Genomic DNA, 24,664 nt, shown 5'->3' with positions numbered 1-24,664 from the left:
CTGTCTGGGTAACCTAACGCCTGAGATCAGCCGCCGACGGCCCGCGCAGCGGGATGACGGTCGGCTGCAGCGAAATATTAGGGGACAAGCTCATGGACTCAAAGCATCCAGCATCAGAGATGCAATGTTGCCCATGGACTCCACAGAAAATGTTGCCTGCATCGACGTAATCCCGCTGACCCATGGCCGACCGTGCCCCGTGCCTTCCTTATTGCGGAGCGCATTTAAGGCACAGCCGAGCTCATATGCAGCCCGCTCCATACGCTTATGCGCAGGCTCTCCTGAAACGACGGCTTCACTTGGTGTTGCTAAACCGAGAGCGGTGAACGCTTGCCCTAACAGTGTCGGAAAGTTCGACGTACTCGGATAACTACCCCACTTTTGAACGAGCACGTGGGCAGCTGTTGCCTCAAGTAGGTCTTTGGCCGTTCCAGCGAGAAGCGGACTGTCCAAGGCTCCTCGACGCGCACGATCTGCGTACGTCCGCAATGCAGCAGTACGCTCCTTACCGGTCAGGGAATCAAGAACCTTTGGCTGAAGTGATCCGTCTGGCAATAGGTCCCACCCTTGCGTGGTGAAAGCCGAGGCAAGATTTGCAACAGCCTCAGCGCCGCAATAGTTGGTGGAGGTTTCGCGGAACCCACCGTGGCCTTGAACCGTGGCAACAAGACCAGCTACAAGTGTTTCCCCGGCAGCAGGGTTATTCGAAAGCGCCCAACTTAAGACTCCACGCACACGCTTTGATTTTCCGACTGGTTTGCCGTTTGTCCGACCCGGATCCGCAGACGCCAAGCCGGCTTTGTCGATTTGGAATTCGATATCCGAGTGCGCTGGGTCGCGCCGGTCGCCTTGAGAATCGTCGACAAGCTGAGAAACTGCCACGACGATAGCGTCTGTAAGTGGTGGCCGATTCGCCATGATGCGGTTCTTGTCCCCTAACTACTGAATAGGTGGGTCCGGTTACACATGCGCGACCGCGCCAAGAAATTCTGACGCAACCCCTTGTTCTGAATGAAGCTTATCTTTTCGGGGTCCAGCTAGCAACCAAGCCTATTGTCAGACGAAGAGCCGGGCTCGTGAACGACTGCTTCGGGTCGACTCCAGTCTTCCGCGTTTTCCGGAAACAGCCCTTCACGAGATCGTGGCCGGCTGAAGCAGCGCCGATCGAAGCGGCCAATCAACCGCCTACAATTTGTGCCTGAAAGCAGTCCGATCACCAAACCAGCGCCCCTTCGCCCTACCCCACCTTATTCAACCGGCCAAAACTCGACATTTAGCCCAATAGGTTAAATGCGAGATAGCCCACGCCGTATAATCATCCGGTCGTCGGGAGACATCCGGCGGCCAGGTTTAGCAGCCTGCAATGTTGAAACCCGCACGCCTGCCCAGGCAGGTCGTGCGTCTGCCCCTGCTCGTCTATATTTCTATGGGCGGGCCGTGGTGGGGGAGCCGCAAGGCTCGCCGGTTCTGGTTTCAACGCCGGTCTGCTAACCCTGCCATGTGCCCGCTCACCCGTCTTGAAAAAGCGAATGGCCGGGCGATCAAAGAAGCAACAGGGAGAGATCGCACCATGACCAGGTCCGTCAAAAATCAACCGGCTTCACGTCCCCCCGTCGACGCCCTCCAGTACGAAAAACTTGCCCTCTCCGCATTCGACTTATGCGACCGGCAGGTCAATCAACTGGACACGCTGATCACACTGGCATCGTCGATATGTCGAAATCCTGCGATCACACGCGAGGAAAGACGCAATCGTCAAACGCTCCTCGAATTACTTCTGAATACAGCCGAGCAATACCAGCAGGAACTCGAATGCGACCGTGAGCTATTCCAGGTGATCGCTCTCGACGCAAAGGGCGTCCCACGCAGCCGCATCACCGCGAGTCACGCCGCCAAGCTGCTCGCCGAGGCCTCGCAAAGAGCACAACAAACGAAAACGTCCATCGCCAGAGCGAACGCTTTGCACCGCAACAACCTGGCTGCGGCAGCAAACGCGGAAGCCACTGACACGTCGATCCCGAACACCATGCAATAACCGCTTGCCGCATCACATCAGGCGATCAAAACCGGCAAGCAAACCCCTCTCAGCACCACGGCCGGCCACGCCGGCCATCCTCGCATCGACGATCAACGCCTCGACGGCAACCCGATCTCAACGCCACGCCTCGTCCGTCGCAAGTCGGTATGCGGGCCATTGAATACCTCGCGCCGCTATCACCACGACTCCATCGCAGAGCGTCGACCCGCGAGGCTCCCCCATTCATCCGCCCTATCTCAAATTGAACAAATTGCCTTATCAGGCTAAAAATTAGTCCAATTCCGATAGACGCCGAAGCATGCACTTTCGATACTGTGGTTCGCACATAACGCGATGCCCGCATGCTCAGACCATTCCAGCACTGCACGTTAGGTATTTCCTCGGACGCCCTACCCACGTGGGGTAATGAGCCCGTCCTGGCTCCGCTGCGCCTGCGCGGCACCGAAGCCCTCGGCCGGCTCTATCGATACGCGCTCGACGTGGTAACGGTGGAAAGTCCGGTGCTCCCGCTATGGCGCGCACAGGAGTTGGTCGTGCCCGATAGCCTGATCGGGAAGATCGTCGACATATCGATCGACTTCACGGACAACGGATTTTTCATTAGCGAGCGGCTGGAACACAGCGACGCAATCGATGCGAGCGCCGGCAGCCGCACGATTTCGGGCCTCATAACAGGTGTCAGGCACGCTGGCATCGATAAGCGGCGCGCCTACTATCGCTTCATCGTGCGCCCGTGGCTGTGGCTCGCCACGAAGAACCGCGAGAGCAGGATCTTCCAGGATGCCAGCGTCGTGGACATCACAGACCGGATACTTAAGGAGCGCTATCCGTATCCGGTCGTCACGGAGCTCGGCGGGCCCGGTTTCGAGAAAGACTATCCGAAGCGCGATTACGTCCGGCAGATGTGGGAATCCGACTTTGAATTTCTCACACGGATCTGGAGAGAATGGGGAATCTACTACCTGTTCGACGGCATGACGCTGGTGCTGTGCGATTCTCCCGGCTCGCACAAGCGGCACGGCAACGCGTACGACAGGATCCGGTATCGCGCGCCCGACAGCCGGGACGTCGACGAAGAGCATATCCACAAGCTCAAGGTCTCGCGCCGGATCACGACAGGCAAAGTCAGTCTGATCGATTACGACTACACGCGTCCCGGTGCACGATTCGAAGGCGAGTATGCAAGCCATAGCGAGGCGGCCTACGACAGCATCGAGCTGCACGAATGGGGCGACTATTCGCAGCCGCTCGCCGGCGTGGTCGGATTGTCGGGTGAGCGCAATAACTGCCAGGACGAAGCCGGATATCTCGCGAGCGTACACGTCGATGCCATGCGCAGCCGCGGCCTGCGTCTGAAGGGCCGGGGTAATCTGCGCGGGCTGATAACGGGGAAAACATTCTGGCTCGAAGATCATCCGCAACAGGAAGTCAACGCCGAGTACCTGGTCGTGTCGACCACGCTCGACATCCGCAACGCGCCGCAGAGCACGGAGTCGTCCGGCCACGATACAGCCGATGAAGCGCGCCAGTGCGTGACCGGTTTCGTGCTGCAACCCGCCAATACGTTCTTCAGGAATCGCCCGAAAAAGAAGCCGCGCTGCGCCGGCGAAACGGCCATCGTCGTGGGTCCCGAAGATCAGCCGATGTGGGTCGACGGGTACGCACGCGTGAAGGTTCGCTTTGTGTGGGACCGGCTCAGCCCGAACAACGACAATGCCAGTTGCTGGGTGCGCGTGTCCTCGCCGTGGCAGGGCAATGGTTTCGGCGCGGTCTATCTGCCGCGTACTGGCCAGGAGGTCACGGTCAGCTACCACGAGGGAGACCCGGACAAGCCGTACGTATCGGACCGGATGGTCAACGGCTGGAATCAGCCGCCCTGGAAGCTGCCGGCTAACCAGGCGCTCTCGGGCACCGTCAGCCGCGATCTCGAGGGCGGCTACAACGGTCAGTCCAATCACTTCGTGCTCGATGACACGCCGAAGCAACTTCAGGCACAACTCGCCAGCGATCACGCGCAGTCGCGCATCGTGCTCGGTCACAACACGCGCATCGTGCGCGAGGCCGGCCGCCAGGAAGCGCGTGGCGAAGGCTGGGAACTGGCGACCAACGCATGGGGTGTCGCGCGGGCCAACCGGGGCATGCTGATCACCACCGATGCGCGCGACGGCGCGAACGCGCCCGCGAAGGATATGGGCGAGGCGGTCGCACGGCTTACGCAGGCGCGCGATATCCACGAGAACCTCGCGGGTCTCGCGCGACGCTATGAAGCGCAGGAGCAGCAGACCAGCCAGGGCGATGTGTCGAAAGCGATCGGCGCGCAGAACGATGCGATACGTGGGAGTGCGGCGGGTAAAGACCAGCCGTTTCCTCAACTGTCGAGGCCGGACATGGTGCTAGCCAGCGCGGCGGGTATCGGTGTCTCCGCGGCGGAAAGCGCGCACATGGCGAGTACCGAACATATCGCGCTCACCGCGGGCGGGCACGTCAGTGTCGCGGCGGTGAAATCGCTGCTGGCGTCGGCGGTCAATGGCGTGAGGGTGTTCGCGCGGAACCTCGGCATCAGGCTCAAGGCCGCGGCGGGCAAGGTGCAGATCGAGGCGCAAAGCGATGATGTCGAGATCATTGCGCAGCGAGTCGTCAGCATTATCAGCAGGACCGAGTCGATCAATCTGATGGCCAGTAAGGAGATCGTGTTTCATGCGGGTAACACGAAAGTGGTTATCGATGCGCAGGGGTACAGGGTCTATACGGATGGCGAGCATCGGGTTTATGCGGGGAGTCATCAGACTGAGGGGCCGATGGCGCTACCGCTTGTCATGCCTATGACGGATGTCGCGCAGGCGAAGGTGGTCGAGCATTTCGTGCTGGCAGACGAAGCCATGGGTCTGGCGCTGCCGCAGCAACGTTACCGGATCACACTCAATGATGGCCAGGTCATCGAAGGAACGAGTAACCAGCGGGGTGAAACGTCGCTGGCCATGAGTAAAAGCATGCAAATAGCAACGCTTGCGCTATTGCGTGGTGATGGATCAGTACTGTCGATCCATCGACCCATATTGACGCAGGACGCGAAAGCCACTTTTGATTCGGCACGGAAAGACGAGACATGACAGCTACCGGCAACGCACGAACCCACAAGGTGGGCCCACACGCGATGAACGTCAACCGGGTTCAGCCTACCAGCGAGAACCGGATGCCGCTTTACGCAATATGCACGCCGGACCGGTGGGGTCTGCGCTATTCGGATGAGGAAAATGGCACCCTCGCCTATCCGGTCGCTCGTAATTATGCAAAGGCAATTCTTCAGGTGCTGACCACGCAGGTGCAGTGGGGCGAAGCGTATTTCGGGGCACCGGGGAATACGCCAAAAATTAGGCTTCAGTGGCCGTTAAACAATACGTCAAATGCCGAACTGCTTCGCCTGATAGCCCCGATTATCAGTCATGCGTTGACCAGCCCGACAGCAGGCTTTGGCATTCCCCGTGAAGCTATACCAACTGCGATGGGCCTTTACATGCCATCTTCCAGTCGCTCTCGTGGCGAACAAGGAGCCTTTACGCCCAACAGTTGGAGCCTGCTCCTGAACGCCGGCATGCTGGAAGCGATGTTTCGCATCAAAGCGAATGAAGTCACTCCAGTGTCAAACGGATCCGATCGCAACGATCAACTCCGACCATTAAAAGTATTCGCCGACACGCTTTATCACGAAGCCCGCCATTGCCAGCAGTGGTTCTGGATTTTCGCGCTGGTACAGCAGCACCCCGGTAATTTCTCGGCCATTTCCAACATTGCTCGATGGCCGAGAACAATTCTGGACGAAAGACAATCGCAATCTCTTGTGATTGCAGGGCTGACAGCAAAGCACTCAGTCCCTGTTGATCCGGCTGCACTAATAAGTCTCACACGCATGGCGGTCGGGCAGTATCTCTACACACTGAATATTTGGCTCAACGCCGGCTACCACCCGGCGTTTGCTCCCAATGCGAACGCCCTGAACGACGAAGTACGGCGCGCACGTTCCATGGCGATTGACTTGTTACAACATGTTGGTATAGGAGGCACATCAATTGATGTCGACGCAATGGTGGCCGAGCCAAGCAGATGCTATTGCGACTATACAGCCCGTCCTTGGGAAAATGACGCGTTTTTTTGCGGCGAAACCGCTAGCGCATATTGGGTGGTGGAAATCAATCCAAACATGGCACTCAGAACATATCAGGCAGATCAATGCAGCCGAGCATATGAAAGTGCCGACCAAAATAACAAGTTGGCTACTCTACTTCGCCCTGGCGATTCCAGTATCGGCACCAGCAGAAGTGAGACAGATGGCAGCCAGTGACATGCAGGCCACAATGATGGAAAAGCAGATGACACTCGATCAGCAAGCCAAACTACTAGACTTCACCAGGATCGGGTTGAAATGGATAGCGGGTCAGATATCTTTCGATGACGTTACAGGGTTATTGGGAAAGCCATTGCACTGTTATGAGTCGAATCAAGCAATCGACTGCACCTATTATCCCGATAAAGTGATGTGGGTTACGTTCTCACTCGACAAACTTCATCCCGTTAATAGCAAACCGAGCATCCGCGACTTTCGCATCAAAGTGGAGGATCTTGCTTATAACGTGCACACGGATATTCCGTTAGAAAACTTCGACCACCTCGGGCTTTATCGTATCGTGCATGGCGAGACAATCGATGGTGTGCGTACTGAGAACAGCGATTTTTTCTTGCCGAATGGCATCATTGATCCATCCGGGTTCTATCCAGATAACTACGTCTCTTTTGGCTATCGACTGCCATTGCCGCCCGACTCTCTCTTTGATGTCTACGCAAGCTTCTACTATCTTGGTGAGTGGGCGAAGCCGACTAAGGAACGCGGAGCTACCTTGGATAACCTACGGGTTGTGGTCGACCTGCGCAACGTGGCAATTAGTCGTCACTACCTGACGCCCGAAGAACTGGAACAGCGCCGCCTGGCGAAGCGTCAAAAGTACGGCATGATGGATCTGCGCACCGGCATGGTGTGCCCTGAAACTGGCATGTGGGAAGGATGGACGCAAGCCGGACTGGTTGGCAAGGCGCTGGTACAAGCTGGCGACAGATTCGGGCAGGTTCTACAGCCCGGTGCACCGTCCGCTGATGCGCGCTGGATGTGGTCCGGGCTAATCCCAACGTCATGAAGAAGATGCTTATGCTTGCGCGGAAGTGGTTCAAACTTATTGGCAGAACGCTAGCGGTCCTCTCGTTCGCAATTCCGGTACATGCACAACCCAGTATGCCGACGCCCTCAGGATCATCGGAGCAAGGGGCGACATGAGAAAGACTGTCACGGACGCTCAGCGCGACATGGCTCTCAGGGTATTGGCGACCGCAATGGCGATCTTGCGGGACGATCAGCCATTCGATCCCGCAAACACAGTATTCGGATACAACTTTGCCACTGATCCTCTTCATGGAGCTGTAGGTATGGAGTATTGCTTCGAAAATCCGGCTTTTCCTGGTACACAAATCACACTATCCGTAACGGCCGACCCAGCCGACTACACAGTCGACCGCACAAAGGTCAAGCTGGTACCAAGGGAATTCACGATCTGGTTCAGTCCGTTAATGGCGGGAATCACCCGCTCGACCCTGGAGGATCTGTTCCCTCTTGACATCGGATACTGGATCGATGGCGACGGCAACCGACAGCCCGGCAATGACATGGGCGCAATACCACCGCAGATTCGTCTGCATAGCTATCGCTATCGTGCTTCGAATCAGCCAATGAGCAGATTCCCGGTCGATGTCCAACTGGCTTTCGGCGACCCTGACCCACAGGCTAAGGATGAGAACGGCCCCAAAATGCCGGTCTTATTGGGCGCTTTCCTGACTCGCGACTACTTCAAGCAGACGCTGAAACGACGCGGACAGAACTCTTTTTAGGCAGCAGGAGATCAAACGTCGGGGTACGGGACAATGGACCTGCACACCCGCCAGATTTGAAACCAGCCACAGAAATCAATTCAATGAAGAAGATGCTTACGCATGCTCGGAAGTGGTTCAGGCTTACTGGAAGAACGCTAATGATCCTCTCGTTCGCAATCCCGGTACATGCACAGCCCAATATGCCGACGCTCTCAGGACCCTCGGAACAAGGGGCTGACATGAGACAGACTGTTACTGAAGCACAGCGCGACATGGCGCTCAGGGTATTGGCGACCGCAATGGCGATCATGCGAGACGATCAGCCGTTCGATCCCGCGCACACGGTATTCGGACACAACTTTGCCTCGGCCCCTCTTCGCGGAATTGTAGGTACGGAGTATTCGTTTGAGAACCCTGCTTTTCCTCGTACACAAATCACAGTATTCGTAGCAGCCGATCCAACCGACCACTCCGCCGATCGCATGAAGGTCAGGCAGGTGCCAATGGTCTTCACGATCCGGTTCAGTCCACTCATGGCGGGAATCACCCGCTCGACCCTGGAAGATCTGTTCCCTCTCGACATCGGATACTGGATCGACAGCAACGGCAACCGGCGACCCGGAAATGACATGGGAGCAACACCACCGCAGGTTCTTCTGCATAGCTATCGCTATCGCGCTTCGGATCAGCCGACGAGCCGATTCCCGGTCGATGTCCAACTGGCTTTCGGCGACCCCGACCCGCAGGCTGCGGAAGAAGACAGGCCCAAAACGCCAGTCCTAATGGACGTTATCCTGACTCGCGACTACTTCAAGCGGCCACCGAAACGACACGAACAGAACCCTTCCTAAGCAGCAGTCGGCAAAGCCTCGCTCACACCAAGTTCACTCGCCGTGTTGATGGACAATTACGGCCTCGATTCATCGCGATGCCCTCCCCGCGACGCATCGCCAAACACGTCGACATAGTTATCGACCGCGCTACTCACGGTCGGATGAAAGCACTCGTCCCCAATCAGGTCGGTCAACTCGAAGCGCCTGAGCTTGTCGCGAACCGGATCCTTCATCTCCGCGAAATGCAACGCAATTCCGCGGTCTCCAAGCGTGCGGGTCAACTCGCGCAGCATGTCCGCGGAGGTGACGTCCACGCTCGTCACCGGTTCGGCCGCCACCACCACTCGCCGCACAGGTGCAGGCGATTCGGCGACGGCTTCGAGCAAACGCTCCTGAAACAGCTCGGCGTTGGCGAAGAACAGCGGTGCATCCCAGCGAAACAGCACGAGCCCGGCGATACGTTCGGCATGCGGATAGCGCGTCAGGTCGTGATAGCCGCGCAAACCCTCCACGCGGCCAAGCACCGCGTAATGGGGCCGCCAGCCGTCCCACAGAAATTCGATGACCGCGATCACCACCGCGACGCAGATGCCGGGAATCGCGCCGAACACGGCGACGCCGGCAAAGCAGGCGATCGAGAGCCAGAACTCCCATTGCTGAATCCGGTAGATGCGCTTGAGATCCGTAATTTCGAAGAGACCAATAGCCGCCGCAATGACCACCGCGGCGAGCGCGCTGTCGGGCAGGTAGCGCATCAGATTGGGCGCAACCATTAGCAGCGCCGCCACGGCAATTGCGCCCACCACACCCGTCACTTGCGTGCGCGCGCCTGCCGCTTCGGCGACCGGCGTGCGCGACGAACTGCTGCTGACCGGGAAGCCCTGGAACAGGCCGACCGCCAGGTTGGCGGCACCGAGCGCGACCATCTCCTGATTCGGGTCGACGCGGCTATGAAAACGCGCGGCGAAAGTTCGCGACAGCACGCTGGTATCCGCGAACGATATCAACGCGACCGCGCAGCCGCCGAGCAGGATCCTGACCAGATCGGCATCGGTGACCCAGGGGAGCGCGAACGTCGGCAGGCCGTGCGGAATCTTGCCCAGCACTTTCACGCCGACGCTGTCCAGCTTGAATACGGTGACGCACAACGTGGCGAGAATCACGGCGATCAGAATGCCTGGCAGCTTCTCGAAACGCTTGAGAAACAGGATCAGCGCGAGACTTCCCGCGCCTACCGCGAAGCTGTACCAGTTGGATTTGCCCTCGCCGATGGCCCGTGCGAGGCTCGCGATGTCCCGCAACGGCCCATGCTCTTCGATGGAGATCGCAAAGAGCTTCGGCAACTGGCTGATCAGCACTGCCAGCGCGATGCCGTTCATGTAGCCATAGCGAATCGGCTTCGACAGGAGTTCGGTGATGAAGCCCAGTCGCAGCAACCCCGCGACGACACAGACCACGCCGGAGACGATCGCCATCATGCTGGCCGTCGCAATCGCGCGCGCCGGATCACCCGCCGCAACTTGCACGACGACCGCCAGAATCGGCGCCGCGAGAGCGGAGTCGGGGCCCAGCACGAGAATCCTGCTCGGGCCGAACAGCGCATACACGAGCAGCGGAACGATCGTCGCGTAGAGGCCGTACACTCCGGGGACTCCGGATGCCGACGCATAGGCGATGCCGACGGGCACCAGCATGGTCGTCAGCACCAGTCCGGCGGTCAGGTCGTTCGGCAGCCATTTGAGGCGGTATGTCCTGAGCACCGTCACGCCCGGCAGCCAACGCAGCCAGCGTCGCGCATCGCTCGCGGAGGTCTGTTCGTGCTGGGGAACTGGCGGGTCTGCGTCCATGTGTCGGGCGTTTGCGGTCGGAGACACCGCGACACACATCGCGGCGCGGCACTATCGTCCTTAGGATAGTCCAGACATTCCGACTGCAACCGAGATTCGGCCGCGCGACAAATACATTGCGCGTCGCGATACCCGCGACGCGCAATCACATCAACAACGTCGTCACGCCGGCACGTTTTCGGTGTTCAGCTTCGACACCACGCCCGTCTTCTCGTCGTAGCGGTAGCCTTGCTTCTCGAGGTGAGCGCTGATCGTTTCGACGATCACCTGCTGCTGGATCTCCTTGCGCAGCAATTCATGCTCCGGCTTGACGTAGCTCAGCTCAGCGGAAAGCCGACGGCTCAACGATGCTTCGCCTGCGCCGCGAGCAAGGACGACGATCATCTTTTCGTTGGCCTGAGTCAGTTGCTGCTTCAGTCCATTTGCGTAGTCGGACCATTTCTTGACGGTCTCCCGCGCTTCGGCAATCGCGGCAGCGTGAGTTTCCGCGTCGCGCGAAATCCGGGCCTTCAACGCGTCGAGTTCTTGCGGGTCGATACCCACCGCCGAAGCCGGATCTTCGCCGTCGAGCTTTTCGCTCGCCGCCGCGCTTCCGGCAAGTTCGGCGGAACGCTCCTGCGCCTCGGACAGGCTGGCCGACAGCCTCGCGATTTCGGAGGCGTCCGCGGTGCGTTCATCGCTCAGGCTGGCGAGCCGTGCCTCGGCATTGCGCAGTTCGAGCGCGGCGGCATCCCGCTCAGCATGCGCGCCCGCGATCTCTTCCCGTCGCGCTGCGTTCGCTTCCTGCTCGGCCTGCAGCGCCGCGCGAATCGATTCCAGCTCGCTTTCGAGACGAGCAACCGCGTCCGAATGCGCGGCCTCCCGCGCCGCGCGCTCCGCTTCACCGTCCGCGGTCGCGGCAGCCGGCTCGGCGGATTCGCTCACCACGCCGTTTTCGCCCGCGGCGCCGGTCTCCTCGCGGGAGGACGCTTCACGCCGCGCGGTCAGCTCCGCCATCGAGCGCTCCAGTTCCGCCTCGAGGAGCGAAACGCGCTCGGTGAGCGCCTGCGCGCGCTTCTCGGCCGAGTCGGTTCGTTGCACCGCGAGCGCGATGTCCTCTTCCAGACCCGCCACGACGTTGACCTTCTCCTCGTAGGAGTTCGCCAGTTGATCCAACTGGATTTGCAGCGCGTCGAGTTCCTGGACGGTGGTTTGCAGTTCCGCAAGCGCGTCGTCGCGTTCGTTGCTAGCCTCCTCGACCCGCTGGCGCATCGCGGCGAGGCGCCGCGCCACCGCCCGTTCCGCCTCGTCCTGCGCCGACGTCCAGAGCCGGTCGAGCGCCTCGCGCATCGTGTCCGTCACGCTGTCCGGCAACGCAGGCCGCTCGACGACCTGCGGCACTCGCGGCCCGCGCGTTTCGCGCCACTTGCGCAATGCCGCGGACACCGCGACCACCGAACCGGTATGGACTTCGGACCAGATGGCCACGGGAGATATCTTCTGGCCTTCGTCGGCCATCCGGTTTGCGATTTCAGCTACCAGTTCATCCGTGATCGTAATGTTGCTTGACATGTCTGCCTCGACAAAGTGCGCGTGATGACGAATACCGTTTCGTCGTTCGGGCGGCAGGCGCGCTGGACGGCCCGCCTCGCATCACTACAAATTGTCGGGTACCGGCCCGGTGGTCAATCGCTCGAAAAGCCGGGGTTACGGGGAGGTATTCGTGGGATTGCGCCGGCCAGCCGGCACCGGGGCCACGCCTCGGCCGCCCTGATCCAATGCCCGCTGCCTGTCGGGCCGCGGAAAAAGAAATGGCCGCGGCATCGGCCGCGGCCATCGACATCGAATAGCGGTTTCGGTGGTTTCAGCAGTTTCCGACCTCACACCACGTTCATCGCCAACGCACTCTCGCGATAATGCTGGCTCGCCTTGTCGGTATCGCCCAGTTGCTCGTGCAAACGCGCGAGCGCGCGATGCGAGCGGATCTTCAGCGTCTCGTTGTCGGCCAGCTTCAGCGCCTGCTCGAGGAACGACTGCGCCTTGCCCCACAACTGCTGATGCAGGCACAACCGGCCCAGCGCGAACATCAGATCCGCATCCTCCGGCCGGTCCTTCTGCCACGCCTCGGCCTTCTGGATCAGCGGCAACGCATCGCCGCCGGCGGTATCCGGATAACGCCGCAGCAGACGCGCGTCCCAGTTCTGCGCCAGCGCTTCCTCGACGATCTTGCGCGCGTCCTGCGGACGGTTCAGCGCAACCAGCAGTTCGGCGGCGACATCGGCGAGACGTGGCGAATGACGTTCGGTGGCCGACAACGAATTCCACAGTTCGAGCAGCGCGTCGGCATTGTGACGCCGGTCGCGCAGCAGATTCTCCGCCGCCTGTTGACGCAGCCGCACCGCGACCGCCGGATGGATCGCCTCGCGCTTCTCCAGCATCTTCACGAGCTTGAGCACTTCGCCCCAGTTCTTCAACTGCTGTTGCGCGCGCAGCGTGATCTGCTGCGCGTGAATGCGCCGCGCGCCCTGCGATTGCATTTCGGTCAGCGCGGTCAGCGCGCCGTCGGCGTCGCGGCCGTCGGCGCGCATGTCGGCGGTGGCCATCAGGCGCGCGTCCTGCCAGTCGGCGTCGTCGATCTGCGCGAGCCATTCGTCGCGCCGTCCGTATTCATGCATCCGATGCGCGGCGGTCGCCGCGATCAGGCCGGCCGCGCCCTTGTTGTCGCCGTTCGCGAGCGCATCTTTCGCGGCTTTTTCCGCGCGCGAGAAACGCCCCGCGTACAGGTTGCCGATCGCATCGCGCAGCGACGCGTGCGCCTTCGCGACACGCGCGCGCGCGCGGTACGCGGCGACGCGCTGCGGCATGCGCCAGATGTTGCGGATGATGCGCGTCAGCGCGTACAGCACGATGAACAGCACCACCACCCCGACGACGAACAGATTCAGCGACATGTCGACGCGATACGGTGGATAGATCAGCATGATCTGCCCCGCGTCGAAGCGCCCGCCCACCGCGAGCACGACTGCGACGGCGAACAGCGCCGCGAGCCAAAGAAGTCCCCGGATCGCCATGATTAACCTCGATTCCGGTATTGATTGACAGCCTGCAGGCTCGTATCGAGATTCGGCAGCTCGACCGCGGCTGAACCGGCGTCCACCTGCTTGACCAGATCGATGACGGTTTGCGTGTCTTTCGACGAAGCGTCGAAGTAGCGCGTAAGCGACGACTGCGCCGCCTGCAGATCGGACTTCAGCGTGGTCTGGTTGCGCGAGAGCAGCGCGAGGCGCGCCGACAGCAGACGCAGCTTCAGGTTCTCGCGCACGAAGTAGCCCTGGTCGGGCGTGACGAGCATCGCGTCGGCGTTGTCGATGCGGCGCACCTGCACGAGGCTCGTCAGTTGTTCGCCGATACCGTGCGTGACCTCGTCGATCCACACTTCCCAGCGCGGCTTGCCGGTAGCGGCCGCCACTTTCGCGGTGTCGGCCCAGGTGGCGGCATGCGGTGTAGCGTGCGGGATCGGCGCTTCACCCGACAGCGGCAGGGTTGCAACGTGATCGATGGCGTTGTCGAGCTTGATGGCGAGGCCGGTAAGATCGGTCGACGGCGCGGCCTTCAGCTTGTCGATGTCCTGCGCGATCGCCTTGCGCACCGCGACCGCCTGCGGGCTGTCGGACGCGGCGAGGCGCGTATCGGCGCTTTGCAGCGCGAACAGCGCGAGCTGCGTGTTGCCGGTCAACTGCAACTGCTGGCTCGCGGCCGACAGCATCTGGCCGACTTCGGCGAGCGTCCAGTCGTCGCGATTGCGCGCGAGATCCGTGTACTGCTGTTGCAGCGCCTGCTGCGCGGCCTGCGCATCGGCGAGCTTGCCTTCGAACTGCGCGACCTGCGAGTCCGCCTGATGCACGGTAGCGAGCGCCTGGTCGATCTTGACGCGCAGCTCGTTGGTCTGCGTGTCGTTCGCCTGCTGACGCTGCGCAAGCTGCTGCTCGGTGCGCACCAGCTTGCGGTTCATCGCAAAGCCGCCGGCACCGACCGCGCACGCGAGAATCACGATGACAAACCACAGCAGCGGTCCGCTCGTGCTGCGGCGCTTCTGCTGCGCTTCGTACGGCGTGAAGGGTTGATTCGGCGGCAACGGAGCGGTTGCGGACGGCTGGGGTGAGGCGTTCGTGGATGCGTTCGTTTCAGTCATGCGTGATTTAGCCGGTGAATGAGCCGGGTTGGACGATACCGGTTGCGCTACGGCCGGAACGGCGGCGACGAGGGCGCGGACTATGCGCTCGTCGCCCGCGCCGGACACCGTAATCCTATCAAAACCCAATGCCCGCGCGGTCTGCGCGATTCGGGGGTGAGGCGCGACGAGAATCGCGTGTTTGAGTTGCGTGAGCTCGTCGGCGGTCAGGTGCTCCTGCGCGAGTTCGTGCAGGTTGCGCACGCCTTCGGAGCTCGTCAGAAGCCATGCGTGCGGCTCGCCCGCGAGCAGTTCGTGCACGCGCGCCCACGCGCCGATCGACGGCTCCGGCACGATGCGCCGGTACGCGGCGACCGTCTCGACCTCGGCACCGGCTTCGCGCAGCCGGTCGGCGAGCCATTCGCGGCCGCCGTCGCCGCGCACGATCAGCACGCGCTTGCCTTCGAGGGCCGCCGCGCCGAGCGATGCGTCGAGCGCGGCGAACAGGCCCTCGGAGTCGAAGCTGGTGGATTCGTCGTCGGCGCCGGAGGATGGGCTGATCACGCGATGTTCAGGCGCACGCACGCCATGGCGCGCGAGCGCCCGCACGCTGCCCGGCCCGACCACGCCGATCGGCAGCGCGTGCGGCCAGATCGCCTCGCTGCGGGCAAACGCATGATCGACCGCGTTCGGCGAAACGAATACGACGAGCGCGTAGCGTTCGAGCGACGCGAGCGCGTTGCGCAACGGCGCGTCGTCGAGCACGGGGGCGATATCGATGAGGGGAAAGTCGAGCGTCGCGAGGCCGGCCGCTTCGAGCTGTTCGACCAGCTCGCCCGACTGACCCGCCGGCCGTGTGATCACGACCGTGAAGGGCGCGTTGCGCGGCGTGGCGGCGGTCATCACTCGCCGGTCGCCGCGCCGGGCGCGGGGTAGCCTGGCGCGGTGCTCGCCGGACCGCTCGCGGTGCTGAGCGCGCGAACGATCTCGAGCGCGCCCTGCCGCACCAGCGCATTCGCGACGTCCTGCCCCAGCGCGAGCGCGCGCTCGACACTCGGCGCGGGCGCCGAGGCCTGCGCGCTCAGCACGCGCCGGCCATCGGGCGTCGCGACGATGCCGTGCAGATGCAGCGCGCCGTCATGCCAGACTGCGTGCGCGCCCAACGGCACCTCGCAACTGCCGCCGAGCGCGCGCGACACCATCCGCTCGGCCTCGACGGCCGCCGCCGTGTGTTGATGATGCAGCGGCGCGAGCCATGCGGCGAGCGCCGTGCGATCGGCGCGAATCTCGATGCCGAGCGCGCCCTGCCCCGCGGCGGGAAGGCTGTCCTCCGGATCGAGCAGCGCGCGGATACGCTCGGCCAGGCCGAGACGCTTCAAGCCGGCCGCGGCCAGAATGATCGCCGCGTAGTCGCCGCGATCGAGCTTGGCGAGCCGCGTATCGAGATTGCCGCGCAGCGGCCGTACTTCGAGATGCGGATAACGCATGCGCAGCATGGCTTCGCGGCGCAGGCTCGACGTGCCGACCACGGCACCGGCCGGCAGCGCGGCAAGCGAATCGTACTGATTGGAGACGAGCGCGTCGCGCGGGTCCTCGCGCTCCATGATGGTCGACAGCGCAAAGCCCGCGGGCAGCTCCATCGGCACGTCTTTCAGCGAATGCACCGCGAGGTCGGCGCGGCCATCCGCGAGCGCGGCCTCGAGCTCCTTCACGAAGAGTCCCTTGCCACCGACCTTCGACAGCGTGCGATCGAGAATCTGATCGCCACGTGTCGTCATTCCGAGGATTTTTACGTCACAAGATGGATATAATTTGTGCAGCGCACACCGCACATGCTCCGCCTGCCACATGGCAAGGCGGCTTTCTCGCGACGCAATCACAAGCGTGTGGGGTGGCGTGGAAGACGTCTCGGTGTTCATTGGCTTGCTGCTCGAACTCGGGATGAAATAACAATCAATGTTAGCACGCGCCCCTGCGTCCAAAAGCACGGTGGGCGCCGTGCTGGCGCGGTATCGACGGAGGAGACGGGCTTCGCGTCACGCGCGAAGGCCCCATCCGGTTTGTCGCGCACGGTCGTTCGCGCACCGGGCGCCGGCATGCGGGATGATGCAGTGCGGCGTGACGTGCGCCGGCTGTTTCAGCGCGACCCTCGTGATTGCGTTGGTCCCTTCTCCATGCGTCGGTTTCGCGCCATCGGCAACTCATGCTGCTTCTCGCGTGCGGTTCGCCCGGCAGTCCCTTTGCAGTTGTCCTTGCAGTTTTCTTTCAGTCGCCGTTCGCAGTCCGTTTTGAAGTTTTCGTTGCACGTAGTTCTCGTCGCAGTTGCTGGTTGCAGTGCCGCAGTAGCAGTTCATCAATCAACAGGCTTCCCCGAGGAAACCCATCGTGACGTCTTCCGGATCGGCGCGCCCCGCTCGCCGCAATACTGCCTCGCCCACCGCTCGCCCGGCCGACGCCGCGGCGCCCGACGCTTCCGCCGTCGCCACGGCCGCCACCCGGCGCGCCGGCCAACGCGCGCTCGCCGCGCAGGCCGCCAAGGTCCCCAAGGCCGCGCAGACTTCCGTGCCCGTCAAGGCGGAAAAAGTGGTGAAAACCGTTAAAGCCGGCAAGGCCGGACAGGCCGCTACCGCGGCCAACGCGCGCGCCGCGAAAACAGCGAAGCTGAAAACGGTGCCGCCGGCCGCGCCCACCGCCGTCCCTGTCGCGCCCGCCGTCAAAAGCACGTCCCGCACGCGCGAGGACAAGGACCATCCGCTGTTCCAGGACATCCGTTATCTCGGACGCCTGCTCGGCGACGTGCTGCGCGAGCAGGAAGGCGATGCGGTGTTCGACGTCGTCGAAACGATCCGCCAGACCGCGGTGCGGTTCCGCCGCGAGGACGACAGCGCCGCCGCGCAAACGCTCGACAAGAAGCTGCGTTCGCTCACGCCCGAGCAGACGGTCAGCGTCGTGCGCGCGTTCAGCTACTTCTCGCACCTCGCGAACATCGCCGAGGACCGGCACCGCAACCGCCGTCACCGGATTCACGCGCTCGCCGGCTCGGCCTCGCAGCCGGGCACGATCGCCTTCGCGCTCGAGCGGCTCGTCGCGGCAGGCGCGGCCGCGACGCCGGTGCTCCAGCAGTTCTTCAACGACGCGCTGATCATGCCGGTGCTGACCGCGCACCCGACCGAAGTGCAGCGCAAGAGCATTCTCGACGCGCAGCACGACATCGCGCGTCTGCTCGCCGAACGCGACCAGCCGCTGACGAACCGCGAGCGCGCGCACAACGAGGCGATGCTGCGCGCGCGCGTCACGTCGCTGTGGCAGACGCGGATGCTGCGCGACTCGCGCCTGACTGTCGCCGATGAAATCGAAAACGCGCTGTCGTATTACCGCAGCACGTTCCTCGAAGAGTTGCCGGCCCTCTATGCCGACATCGAGGAAGCGCTGAAGGAGCACGGCCTCGAAGCGCGTCTGCCGCCGTTCTTCCAGATGGGTAGCTGGATCGGCGGCGACCGCGACGGCAATCCGAACGTCACCGCCGAAACGCTCGAAAACGCGATCACCCGCCAGGCCGCGGTGATCTTCGAGCACTACATGGAGCAGGTGCACAAGCTCGGCGCCGAGCTGTCGGTGTCGAACCTGCTCGCCGGCGCGAGCGATGCGCTGAAGGAACTCGCGGCGATCTCGCCGGACCAGTCGCCGCACCGCACCGACGAGCCGTACCGCCGCGCGCTGATCGGCATGTACACGCGGCTCGCGGCGAGCGCGCGCGTGCGCCTCGGCGAAGGCACGGTGCCGGTGCGCAGCGCGGGCCGCGGCGCGCCGCCGATCCGCGCGATTCCGTATGACGACGCCGCCGACTTCGTGCGCGACCTGCACGTGCTGATGGATTCGCTCGCCGAGCATCACGGCGCGCCGCTCGCCGCGCCGCGCCTCGCGCCGCTCGCGCGCGCGGCCGAAGTGTTCGGCTTCCATCTCGCGAGCATCGATCTGCGGCAAAGCTCCGACATCCACGAGGCGGTGATCGCCGAGCTGCTGAAGCGCGCGGGTGTCGAGGCCGATTACGCGGCGCTGCCGGAGGCGGACAAGCTGAACGTGCTGCTCGCCGAACTCGCGCAGCCGCGTCCGTTGCGCGTGCCGTATGCCGAGTACTCGGACCTCGTGAAGAGCGAGCTGGGCGTGCTGGAAGAAGCGCGCGTCACGCGCGAGAAATTCGGCGCGCGCGCGGTGCGCAACTACATCATTTCGCACACGGAGACCGTCAGCGATCTGGTCGAGGTGATGCTGCTGCAGAAGGAAACCGGCCTGTTGCGCGGGCGCCTCGGCGACGCGGACGATCCCGCGCGCGCGGGCCTGATGGTGATTCCGCTGTTCGAGACGATCCCCGACTTGCGCAACGCGCCGCACATCATGCGCGACCTGATCGCGCTGCCGGGCATCGACGCGCTGATCGAACATCAGGGCAACGAGCAGGAAGTGATGCTCGGCTATTCGGACAGCAACAAGGACGGCGGCTTCCTGACGTCGAACTGGGAACTGTATCGCGCCGAGCTCGCGCTGGTCGCGCTCTTCAACGAGCGCGGCGTGACGCTGCGGCTGTTCCATGGCCGTGGCGGCACCGTCGGCCGTGGCGGCGGCCCGACCTGGCAGGCGATCCTGTCGCAGCCGCCGGGCACTGTCGACGGTCAGATCCGCCTGACCGAACAGGGCGAGGTGATCGCAAGCAAGTTCGCCAATCCGGAGATCGGCCGGCGCAATCTGGAAACGGTCGTCGCGGCGACGCTCGAAGCGTCGCTGCTGCCGCACGGCCATGTGTCCGCCGATCTGCCGGTGTTCGAGGAAACGATGCAGCAGTTGTCGGATGCGGCGATGGCGTCGTATCGCGCGCTCGTCTACGAGACGCCCGGCTTCAAGGAGTATTTCTTCGAGTCGACGCCGATCGCCGAAATCGCCGAATTGAACATCGGCAGCCGGCCCGCTTCGCGCAAGCTGCAGGATCCGAAGCAGCGCAAGATCGAGGATCTGCGCGCGATTCCGTGGGGCTTCTCGTGGGGTCAATGCCGGCTGCTGCTGACCGGCTGGTACGGCTTCGGCAGCGCGGTCGCCGAGCATCTGGACAGCGCGCCGAGCGAAGCCGAGCGCACGCGCCGTCTCGCGCTGCTGAAGAAGATGCACAAGAACTGGCCGTTCTTTGCGAACCTGCTGTCGAACATGGACATGGTGCTCGCGAAAACCGACCTCGCGGTCGCGTCGCGCTACGCGGCGCTCGTCACCGACAAGAAGCTGCGCAAGCACGTGTTCGAGCGCATCGTCGCGGAATGGGAGCGCACCTCGAAGGTGCTGTCCGAGATCACCGGCAAAAGCGAGCGGCTGGCGGAAAATCCGCTGCTCGCGCGCTCGATCAAGAACCGCTTCCCGTATCTCGATCCGCTCAATCACCTGCAGGTGGAACTGCTCAAACGCTACCGCGCGGGCGACACCAACGCGCGCGTGCGGCGCGGCATTCATCTGAGCATCAACGGGATTGCGGCGGGGTTGCGCAATACCGGTTGAGGCTCAGACCGAGGTTGAAGCCGGCCGACGCTGCAACGCAAAAGCCGGGCGTGGCCAACCGAGGCCACGCCCGGCTTTTTTTCACTGCGCGTCGATCATCAACGCGTCGAGCTTGAAGGAGTGGTCCGCCTGCACGTCGAAGTACTGGCGCACTTCGTCGGGTGCATGGTCCCACAGCGAGCGAATCGCGACGATGCGCGGCTCCGGCGTGCGCATGCGCGCGACCCACGAGCTGAACTCGAGATCGATGCGCCAGCGCTCGCGAATCGATGCCTTGAAGCCCGCCGCCGCGAACAGCGCGATCCATTCGTCGGCGCGGTAGTCGCGGATATGCGAGCCGTCGCGCAACAGCTCGATCGCCTGGATATGCGTGTCGAGCAGCGGATGGTCGATGCCCGCGATATCGATGAACAGCACCTTGCCGCCCGGCTTCAGCACGCGCCGCACCTCGGCCAACGCGAGCGGCACGTCGTGCCAGTGATGCGCGCTCATGCGGCTCACCACCCAGTCGAACGAATGATCGGCGAACGGCAGCGTTTCGGCCGCGCCCTGCTGCGTGCGGATGTTGGCGAGGCCCCGCTCCTTCGCCGCGCCTTCGACGGTCGCGAGCATCGGCGGCGCGATGTCGTACGCGACGACTTCTTTCGCATACGGCGCGACCGCGAAACTCGCGTGCCCCGCGCCGCAGCCCATGTCGAGCACCGTCGCGCCCGGCGTCGCGGCGATCGCGTCGGCCAGCGTGCGCAGGTCGGCGCCGGTTGCGTGGGTCTGACTCGTCAAGTAGGCGGCGGCGGTCGAGCCGAAGGCGTCGGCGACCTGATCGTGATGCTTCATGGGGGGCTCCGTTTTAGAGATGGACTGTGGGTGTCGGGGTAACGCATTGCGCGGTTCCTGCCGCTACAATAGAGCGCGCCATGTACCAGTACAAGTTAAGCAATTATTCTGGTATCTCTATTACCCCCTCCACGCGCCGCCCGATAGCATGACCACGCCGTCTTCCGCCGCTCACCCGCCGCCGCTCGACGACACGCCGGCCCGCGCGCTCGGCGATTTCATCCGGGCGCATCGCGAGCGGCTATCGCCGCAGGCGGTCGGCCTGCCGCCGGGGCCGCGCCGCCGCACCCCCGGTCTGCGGCGCGAGGAAGTCGCGCAGTTGTGCGGCGTGAGCCCGACCTGGTACACGTGGATCGAGCAGGGCCGGCCGGTGTCCGCGTCCGCCGACGCGCTCGCGCGGATCGCGGTCGCGTTGCAACTGTCGCGCGCCGAGCGCGCGTATCTGTTCGAACTGGCCGCGCAGCGCGATCCCGCCGAGCCCGACCCCACCGCCGCCGATGCGCCCGCGACGCTGCTCGAGACCGTGCAGCTCGTGAACACGCCGGCCTACGTGCTCGACCGGCAGTGGAATGCGCTCGCATGGAACGCGCGCGCGGCCGATCTGTTCGTCGGCTGGCTCGACGGCGCGCACGACCGCAACCTGCTGCGCTATACGTTCACCGAGCCGGCCGCGCGCGCGCTGATCGTCGATTGGGAAACGCGCGCGCGGCGGCTCGCCGCCGAGTTCCGCGCCGATTCGATCCGCCATCTCGGCGATGCGCCGACGCGCGCGCTGATCGATTCGCTGTCCGCCGCGAGCGACGCGTTCGCGCGCTTCTGGGCGTCGCAGGACGTCGGCGGACGCGAGGGCGGCCGGCGCGAGTTCAACCATCCGCGTGACGGGCGCCTCGTCTACGACCAGATCACGTTCAAGCCCGCGCATCGCGAGGATCTGAAGCTGGTGGTGCTGGTGCGGGAGTAACCGGCGAACGGACAGCGCCGGCGTCTGGAGCGCGCCTGCCCGGTGTTAAAATCGCTCTCTTTCTTCGCCGCGGCAGCGCTTTTGCACGGCACGTGCATCCGCGTTGTCAGCCTCCTCACCGCTCGCTTTTAACCACCCAACACCATGACGTCCCAACTGCACAAAAAAGGCGAAGCCTGGTCGGCTCGCTTCTCGGAGCCGATGTCGGAGCTCGTCAAGCGCTACACGTCGTCGGTTTTCTTCGACAAGCGTCTGGCGTTCGTCGACATCGAAGGGTCGCTCGCGCACGCCTCGATGCTGGCCGCGCAGAAGATCATTTCCGCCGACGACCTCGCCGCGATCCAGCGCGGCATGGCGCAGATCAAGGGTGAAATCGAGCGCGGCGAATTCGAGTGGCTGCTCGATCTCGAAGACGTGCACCTGAACATCGAAGCGCGCCTGACCGCGCTGATCGGCGACGCCGGCAAGCGCCTGCACACCGGCCGCTCGCGCAACGATCAGGTCGCGACCGACATCCGCCTGTGGCTGCGCGGCGAAATCGACCGCATCGGCGGGCTGCTGACCGAACTGCGCACCGCGCTCATCGACATCGCCGAAAAGAACGCAGCGACCATCATGCCGGGCTTCACGCACCTGCAGGTCGCGCAGCCGGTCACGTTCGGCCACCACCTGCTCGCCTACGTCGAGATGTTCTCGCGCGACGCCGAGCGCATGATCGACTGCCGCAAGCGCGTGAACCGCCTGCCGCTCGGCGCGGCCGCGCTCGCCGGCACCAGCTATCCGATCGACCGTCACGCGGTGGCGAAGACGCTCGGCTTCGACGGCATCTGCGCGAACTCGCTCGATGCAGTCTCCGACCGCGACTTCGCGATCGAATTCACGGCCGCCGCGGCGCTCGTGATGACGCACGTATCGCGCTTCTCCGAAGAACTCGTGCTGTGGATGAGCCCGCGCGTCGGCTTCATCGATCTGGCCGACCGTTTCTGCACCGGCTCGTCGATCATGCCGCAGAAGAAGAACCCGGACGTGCCCGAACTCGCGCGCGGCAAGACCGGCCGCGTGAACGGCCATCTGATGGCGCTGCTCACGCTGATGAAGGGCCAGCCGCTCGCGTACAACAAAGACAATCAGGAAGACAAGGAACCGCTGTTCGACACCGTCGATACGGTCGCCGACACGCTGCGCATCTTCGCGGAAATGGTCGCCGGCATCACGGTCAAACCGCAGGCGATGCGCGACGCGGCGCTGCAAGGCTTCTCGACCGCGACCGATCTGGCCGACTATCTCGTCAAGCGCGGTCTGCCGTTTCGCGACGCGCACGAAGCGGTCGCGCTCGCGGTGCGCGTGTGCGCCGATCGCGGCTGCGATCTCGCGGATCTCACGCTCGACGAAATGCGCGGCGAACTGCCGAACGTCGCGCATCTGATCGGCGAGGACGTGTTCTCGTATCTGACGCTCGAAGGGTCGGTCGCGAGCCGCAATCATCCGGGTGGCACCGCGCCCGAGCAGGTGCTGGCCGCGGTGAAGGCGGCGCGCGCGGCGTTGAAGTAAGCGATGTGTGGGCGAAGCTGTGAGCGTGGGCTTGCGGCTTGCCCATAGGCCGTTCGCCGTCTCCTTGCCGGCGCATGCGAAACAAGCGAACCGGTTGGCGGGTTCGCTTTTTTTTTCGCGTCGGCGATTGCGTGCGAAGGTCGTACAGAAGGTAAAAGAAAGCCCGCTAGAAGCGGGCTGAAAAAGACTTCCACCGATGCCTCAGGAAGAGGCTCTGAGAGTGTAGGCGCGTTTCGCTCGCCGACCAATTCGCGGATATTTCCAGCCATTACAGCGACGCGCAAACAGAAGCACTCGCACAACGGGCGAACGCCAATTGAATCCCGGCGGTTTTTGACTACCATCAAATCAGACCCTTCCCGCGCTGCTCGCCGACGATGCTTTTCCGCACCTCTCACCTTCTCCTGCGCCGCGCGAATTCATTGCGCACGCCGCGCATCCTGCTCGCCGCGCTGGCCGTCGCCACCACCGCCGGCTGCACGATCACGACGCTGATGCCGCACGAAACGGTCAGCACGCCGGTGGCCGCGATCAACAGCGCGACGCTCGATCAATACCGCGACGCGGTCGCGCGGCGCATCGTCGAACGCAATCCGTCGTACGTGCTGCAAGGCAAGCCGCAGGCGATGCTGCGCTCGCTCGTGGTGGTGTCGTTCACCGTGGATCGCTACGGACACATCGTCCACTCGTCGGTCTATCGCACCAACGGCGACGACGAAGCCGAAAGCACCGCGCTCGCGACGCTGCGCCGCTCGGCGCCGTTACCGACGCCGCCCGGCAAGCTGCTGAACGGCCGCGGCCAGCTCGAGCTGTTCGAGGACTGGCTCTTCAACGACAACGGCAAATTCCAGTTGCGCGAGCTCGCGGCGCCCCAGGCGGAAACGTTCGACTGAGACCGGGCACGGCCTTCGCGTCGCGCTCGTCATTGCGAGCGCAACCTTACGCCGCCATTGCTGCGCGCCGGCAGCGCTCGCTATAATTTTCCGATCCGTTGCGCCG

Annotated in this window: 17 protein-coding genes; 10 read left to right on the top strand and 7 right to left on the bottom strand. The window is 63.4% G+C overall.

Features of this window, described 5'->3' with window-relative positions:
* Nucleotides 1-90 precede the first annotated feature (90 nt).
* Nucleotides 91-882: an abortive infection family protein gene (locus QM685_RS24490; protein WP_415120229.1), complete on the bottom strand. Its 792-nt coding sequence runs from the start codon at nucleotides 880-882 to the stop codon at nucleotides 91-93.
* 688 nt (nucleotides 883-1,570) lie between these two features.
* On the opposite strand from QM685_RS24490, the gene QM685_RS24485 reads away from it, so the two are divergent.
* The 6 genes from QM685_RS24485 (at nucleotide 1,571) to QM685_RS24460 (ending at nucleotide 8,802) form a co-directional block, all read left to right on the top strand.
* The gene (locus QM685_RS24485) at nucleotides 1,571-2,035 is read left to right on the top strand and encodes a hypothetical protein (RefSeq protein ID WP_415120390.1); all 465 of its coding nucleotides are present in this window, start codon (nucleotides 1,571-1,573) and stop codon (nucleotides 2,033-2,035) included.
* A 344-nt stretch (nucleotides 2,036-2,379) separates the two neighbouring features.
* Nucleotides 2,380-5,148, top strand: coding sequence for a type VI secretion system Vgr family protein (locus QM685_RS24480; protein WP_415120227.1), 2,769 nt, complete (start codon nucleotides 2,380-2,382; stop codon nucleotides 5,146-5,148).
* Entirely contained in the window at nucleotides 5,145-6,377 is a 1,233-nt protein-coding gene (locus QM685_RS24475) for a hypothetical protein (RefSeq protein WP_415120225.1), read from the top strand. Before QM685_RS24480 ends, QM685_RS24475 begins: the two co-directional genes overlap by 4 nt.
* Nucleotides 6,364-7,224, top strand: a complete 861-nt coding sequence (locus QM685_RS24470; protein WP_415120223.1) for a hypothetical protein — start codon at nucleotides 6,364-6,366, stop codon at nucleotides 7,222-7,224. The genes QM685_RS24475 and QM685_RS24470 overlap by 14 nt, the downstream gene beginning before the upstream one ends.
* Before the next feature lie 133 nt (nucleotides 7,225-7,357).
* Nucleotides 7,358-7,969, top strand: a complete 612-nt coding sequence (locus QM685_RS24465; protein ID WP_415120221.1) for a hypothetical protein — start codon at nucleotides 7,358-7,360, stop codon at nucleotides 7,967-7,969.
* A gap of 221 nt (nucleotides 7,970-8,190) precedes the next feature.
* Nucleotides 8,191-8,802 (top strand): hypothetical protein, encoded by a 612-nt coding sequence (locus tag QM685_RS24460; protein WP_415120220.1) that lies wholly within the window; start codon nucleotides 8,191-8,193, stop codon nucleotides 8,800-8,802.
* A 56-nt stretch (nucleotides 8,803-8,858) separates the two neighbouring features.
* Here the strand turns inward: QM685_RS24460 and QM685_RS24455 are convergent, their stop codons facing one another.
* The 5 genes from QM685_RS24455 to hemC all read right to left on the bottom strand — a co-directional run bounded on the left by QM685_RS24455 (nucleotide 8,859) and on the right by hemC (nucleotide 16,700).
* Nucleotides 8,859-10,631 carry a SulP family inorganic anion transporter gene (locus tag QM685_RS24455; protein WP_415120218.1) on the bottom strand — a complete coding sequence of 591 codons (1,773 nt, stop codon included), beginning with the start codon at nucleotides 10,629-10,631 and terminating at the stop codon, nucleotides 8,859-8,861.
* A gap of 162 nt (nucleotides 10,632-10,793) precedes the next feature.
* Nucleotides 10,794-12,182 carry a DNA-binding protein gene (locus tag QM685_RS24450; RefSeq protein WP_415120216.1) on the bottom strand — a complete coding sequence of 463 codons (1,389 nt, stop codon included), beginning with the start codon at nucleotides 12,180-12,182 and terminating at the stop codon, nucleotides 10,794-10,796.
* A 308-nt stretch (nucleotides 12,183-12,490) separates the two neighbouring features.
* Nucleotides 12,491-13,681, bottom strand: a complete 1,191-nt coding sequence (locus QM685_RS24445; RefSeq protein ID WP_415120214.1) for a heme biosynthesis HemY N-terminal domain-containing protein — start codon at nucleotides 13,679-13,681, stop codon at nucleotides 12,491-12,493.
* 2 nt (nucleotides 13,682-13,683) lie between these two features.
* Nucleotides 13,684-15,684, bottom strand: coding sequence for a fused uroporphyrinogen-III synthase HemD/membrane protein HemX (gene hemDX / locus QM685_RS24440; protein WP_415120388.1), 2,001 nt, complete (start codon nucleotides 15,682-15,684; stop codon nucleotides 13,684-13,686).
* A complete protein-coding gene (gene hemC, locus QM685_RS24435) occupies nucleotides 15,684-16,700 on the bottom strand; it encodes a hydroxymethylbilane synthase (protein WP_415120212.1) in 1,017 nt (338 codons plus the stop codon). Before hemC ends, hemDX begins: the two co-directional genes overlap by 1 nt.
* A 466-nt stretch (nucleotides 16,701-17,166) precedes the next feature.
* On the opposite strand from hemC, the gene ppc reads away from it, so the two are divergent.
* Nucleotides 17,167-20,319 carry a phosphoenolpyruvate carboxylase gene (gene ppc, locus QM685_RS24430; protein WP_415120210.1) on the top strand — a complete coding sequence of 1,051 codons (3,153 nt, stop codon included), beginning with the start codon at nucleotides 17,167-17,169 and terminating at the stop codon, nucleotides 20,317-20,319.
* An 81-nt stretch (nucleotides 20,320-20,400) separates the two neighbouring features.
* Here the strand turns inward: ppc and QM685_RS24425 are convergent, their stop codons facing one another.
* Nucleotides 20,401-21,153, bottom strand: a complete 753-nt coding sequence (locus tag QM685_RS24425) for a class I SAM-dependent methyltransferase (protein ID WP_415120208.1) — start codon at nucleotides 21,151-21,153, stop codon at nucleotides 20,401-20,403.
* A 148-nt stretch (nucleotides 21,154-21,301) separates the two neighbouring features.
* On the opposite strand from QM685_RS24425, the gene QM685_RS24420 reads away from it, so the two are divergent.
* From QM685_RS24420 to QM685_RS24410, 3 genes are all read left to right on the top strand, one after another.
* Entirely contained in the window at nucleotides 21,302-22,114 is an 813-nt protein-coding gene (locus QM685_RS24420) for a helix-turn-helix transcriptional regulator (RefSeq protein ID WP_415120206.1), read from the top strand.
* Between the two features lie 144 nt (nucleotides 22,115-22,258).
* Nucleotides 22,259-23,665 (top strand): argininosuccinate lyase, encoded by a 1,407-nt coding sequence (gene argH / locus QM685_RS24415; protein ID WP_415120204.1) that lies wholly within the window; start codon nucleotides 22,259-22,261, stop codon nucleotides 23,663-23,665.
* Nucleotides 23,666-24,042: 377 nt separating this feature from the next.
* Complete coding sequence (locus QM685_RS24410; RefSeq protein ID WP_415120202.1) at nucleotides 24,043-24,558, top strand: energy transducer TonB; 516 nt, start codon at nucleotides 24,043-24,045, stop codon at nucleotides 24,556-24,558.
* The last annotated feature ends 106 nt before the right edge of the window (nucleotides 24,559-24,664 follow it).

The sequence above is a fragment of the Paraburkholderia sp. genome (assembly GCF_047605525.1).
In the GTDB taxonomy this organism is placed as follows: domain Bacteria; phylum Pseudomonadota; class Gammaproteobacteria; order Burkholderiales; family Burkholderiaceae; genus Paraburkholderia.
This window is presented reverse-complemented; position numbering and strand designations above follow the sequence as displayed.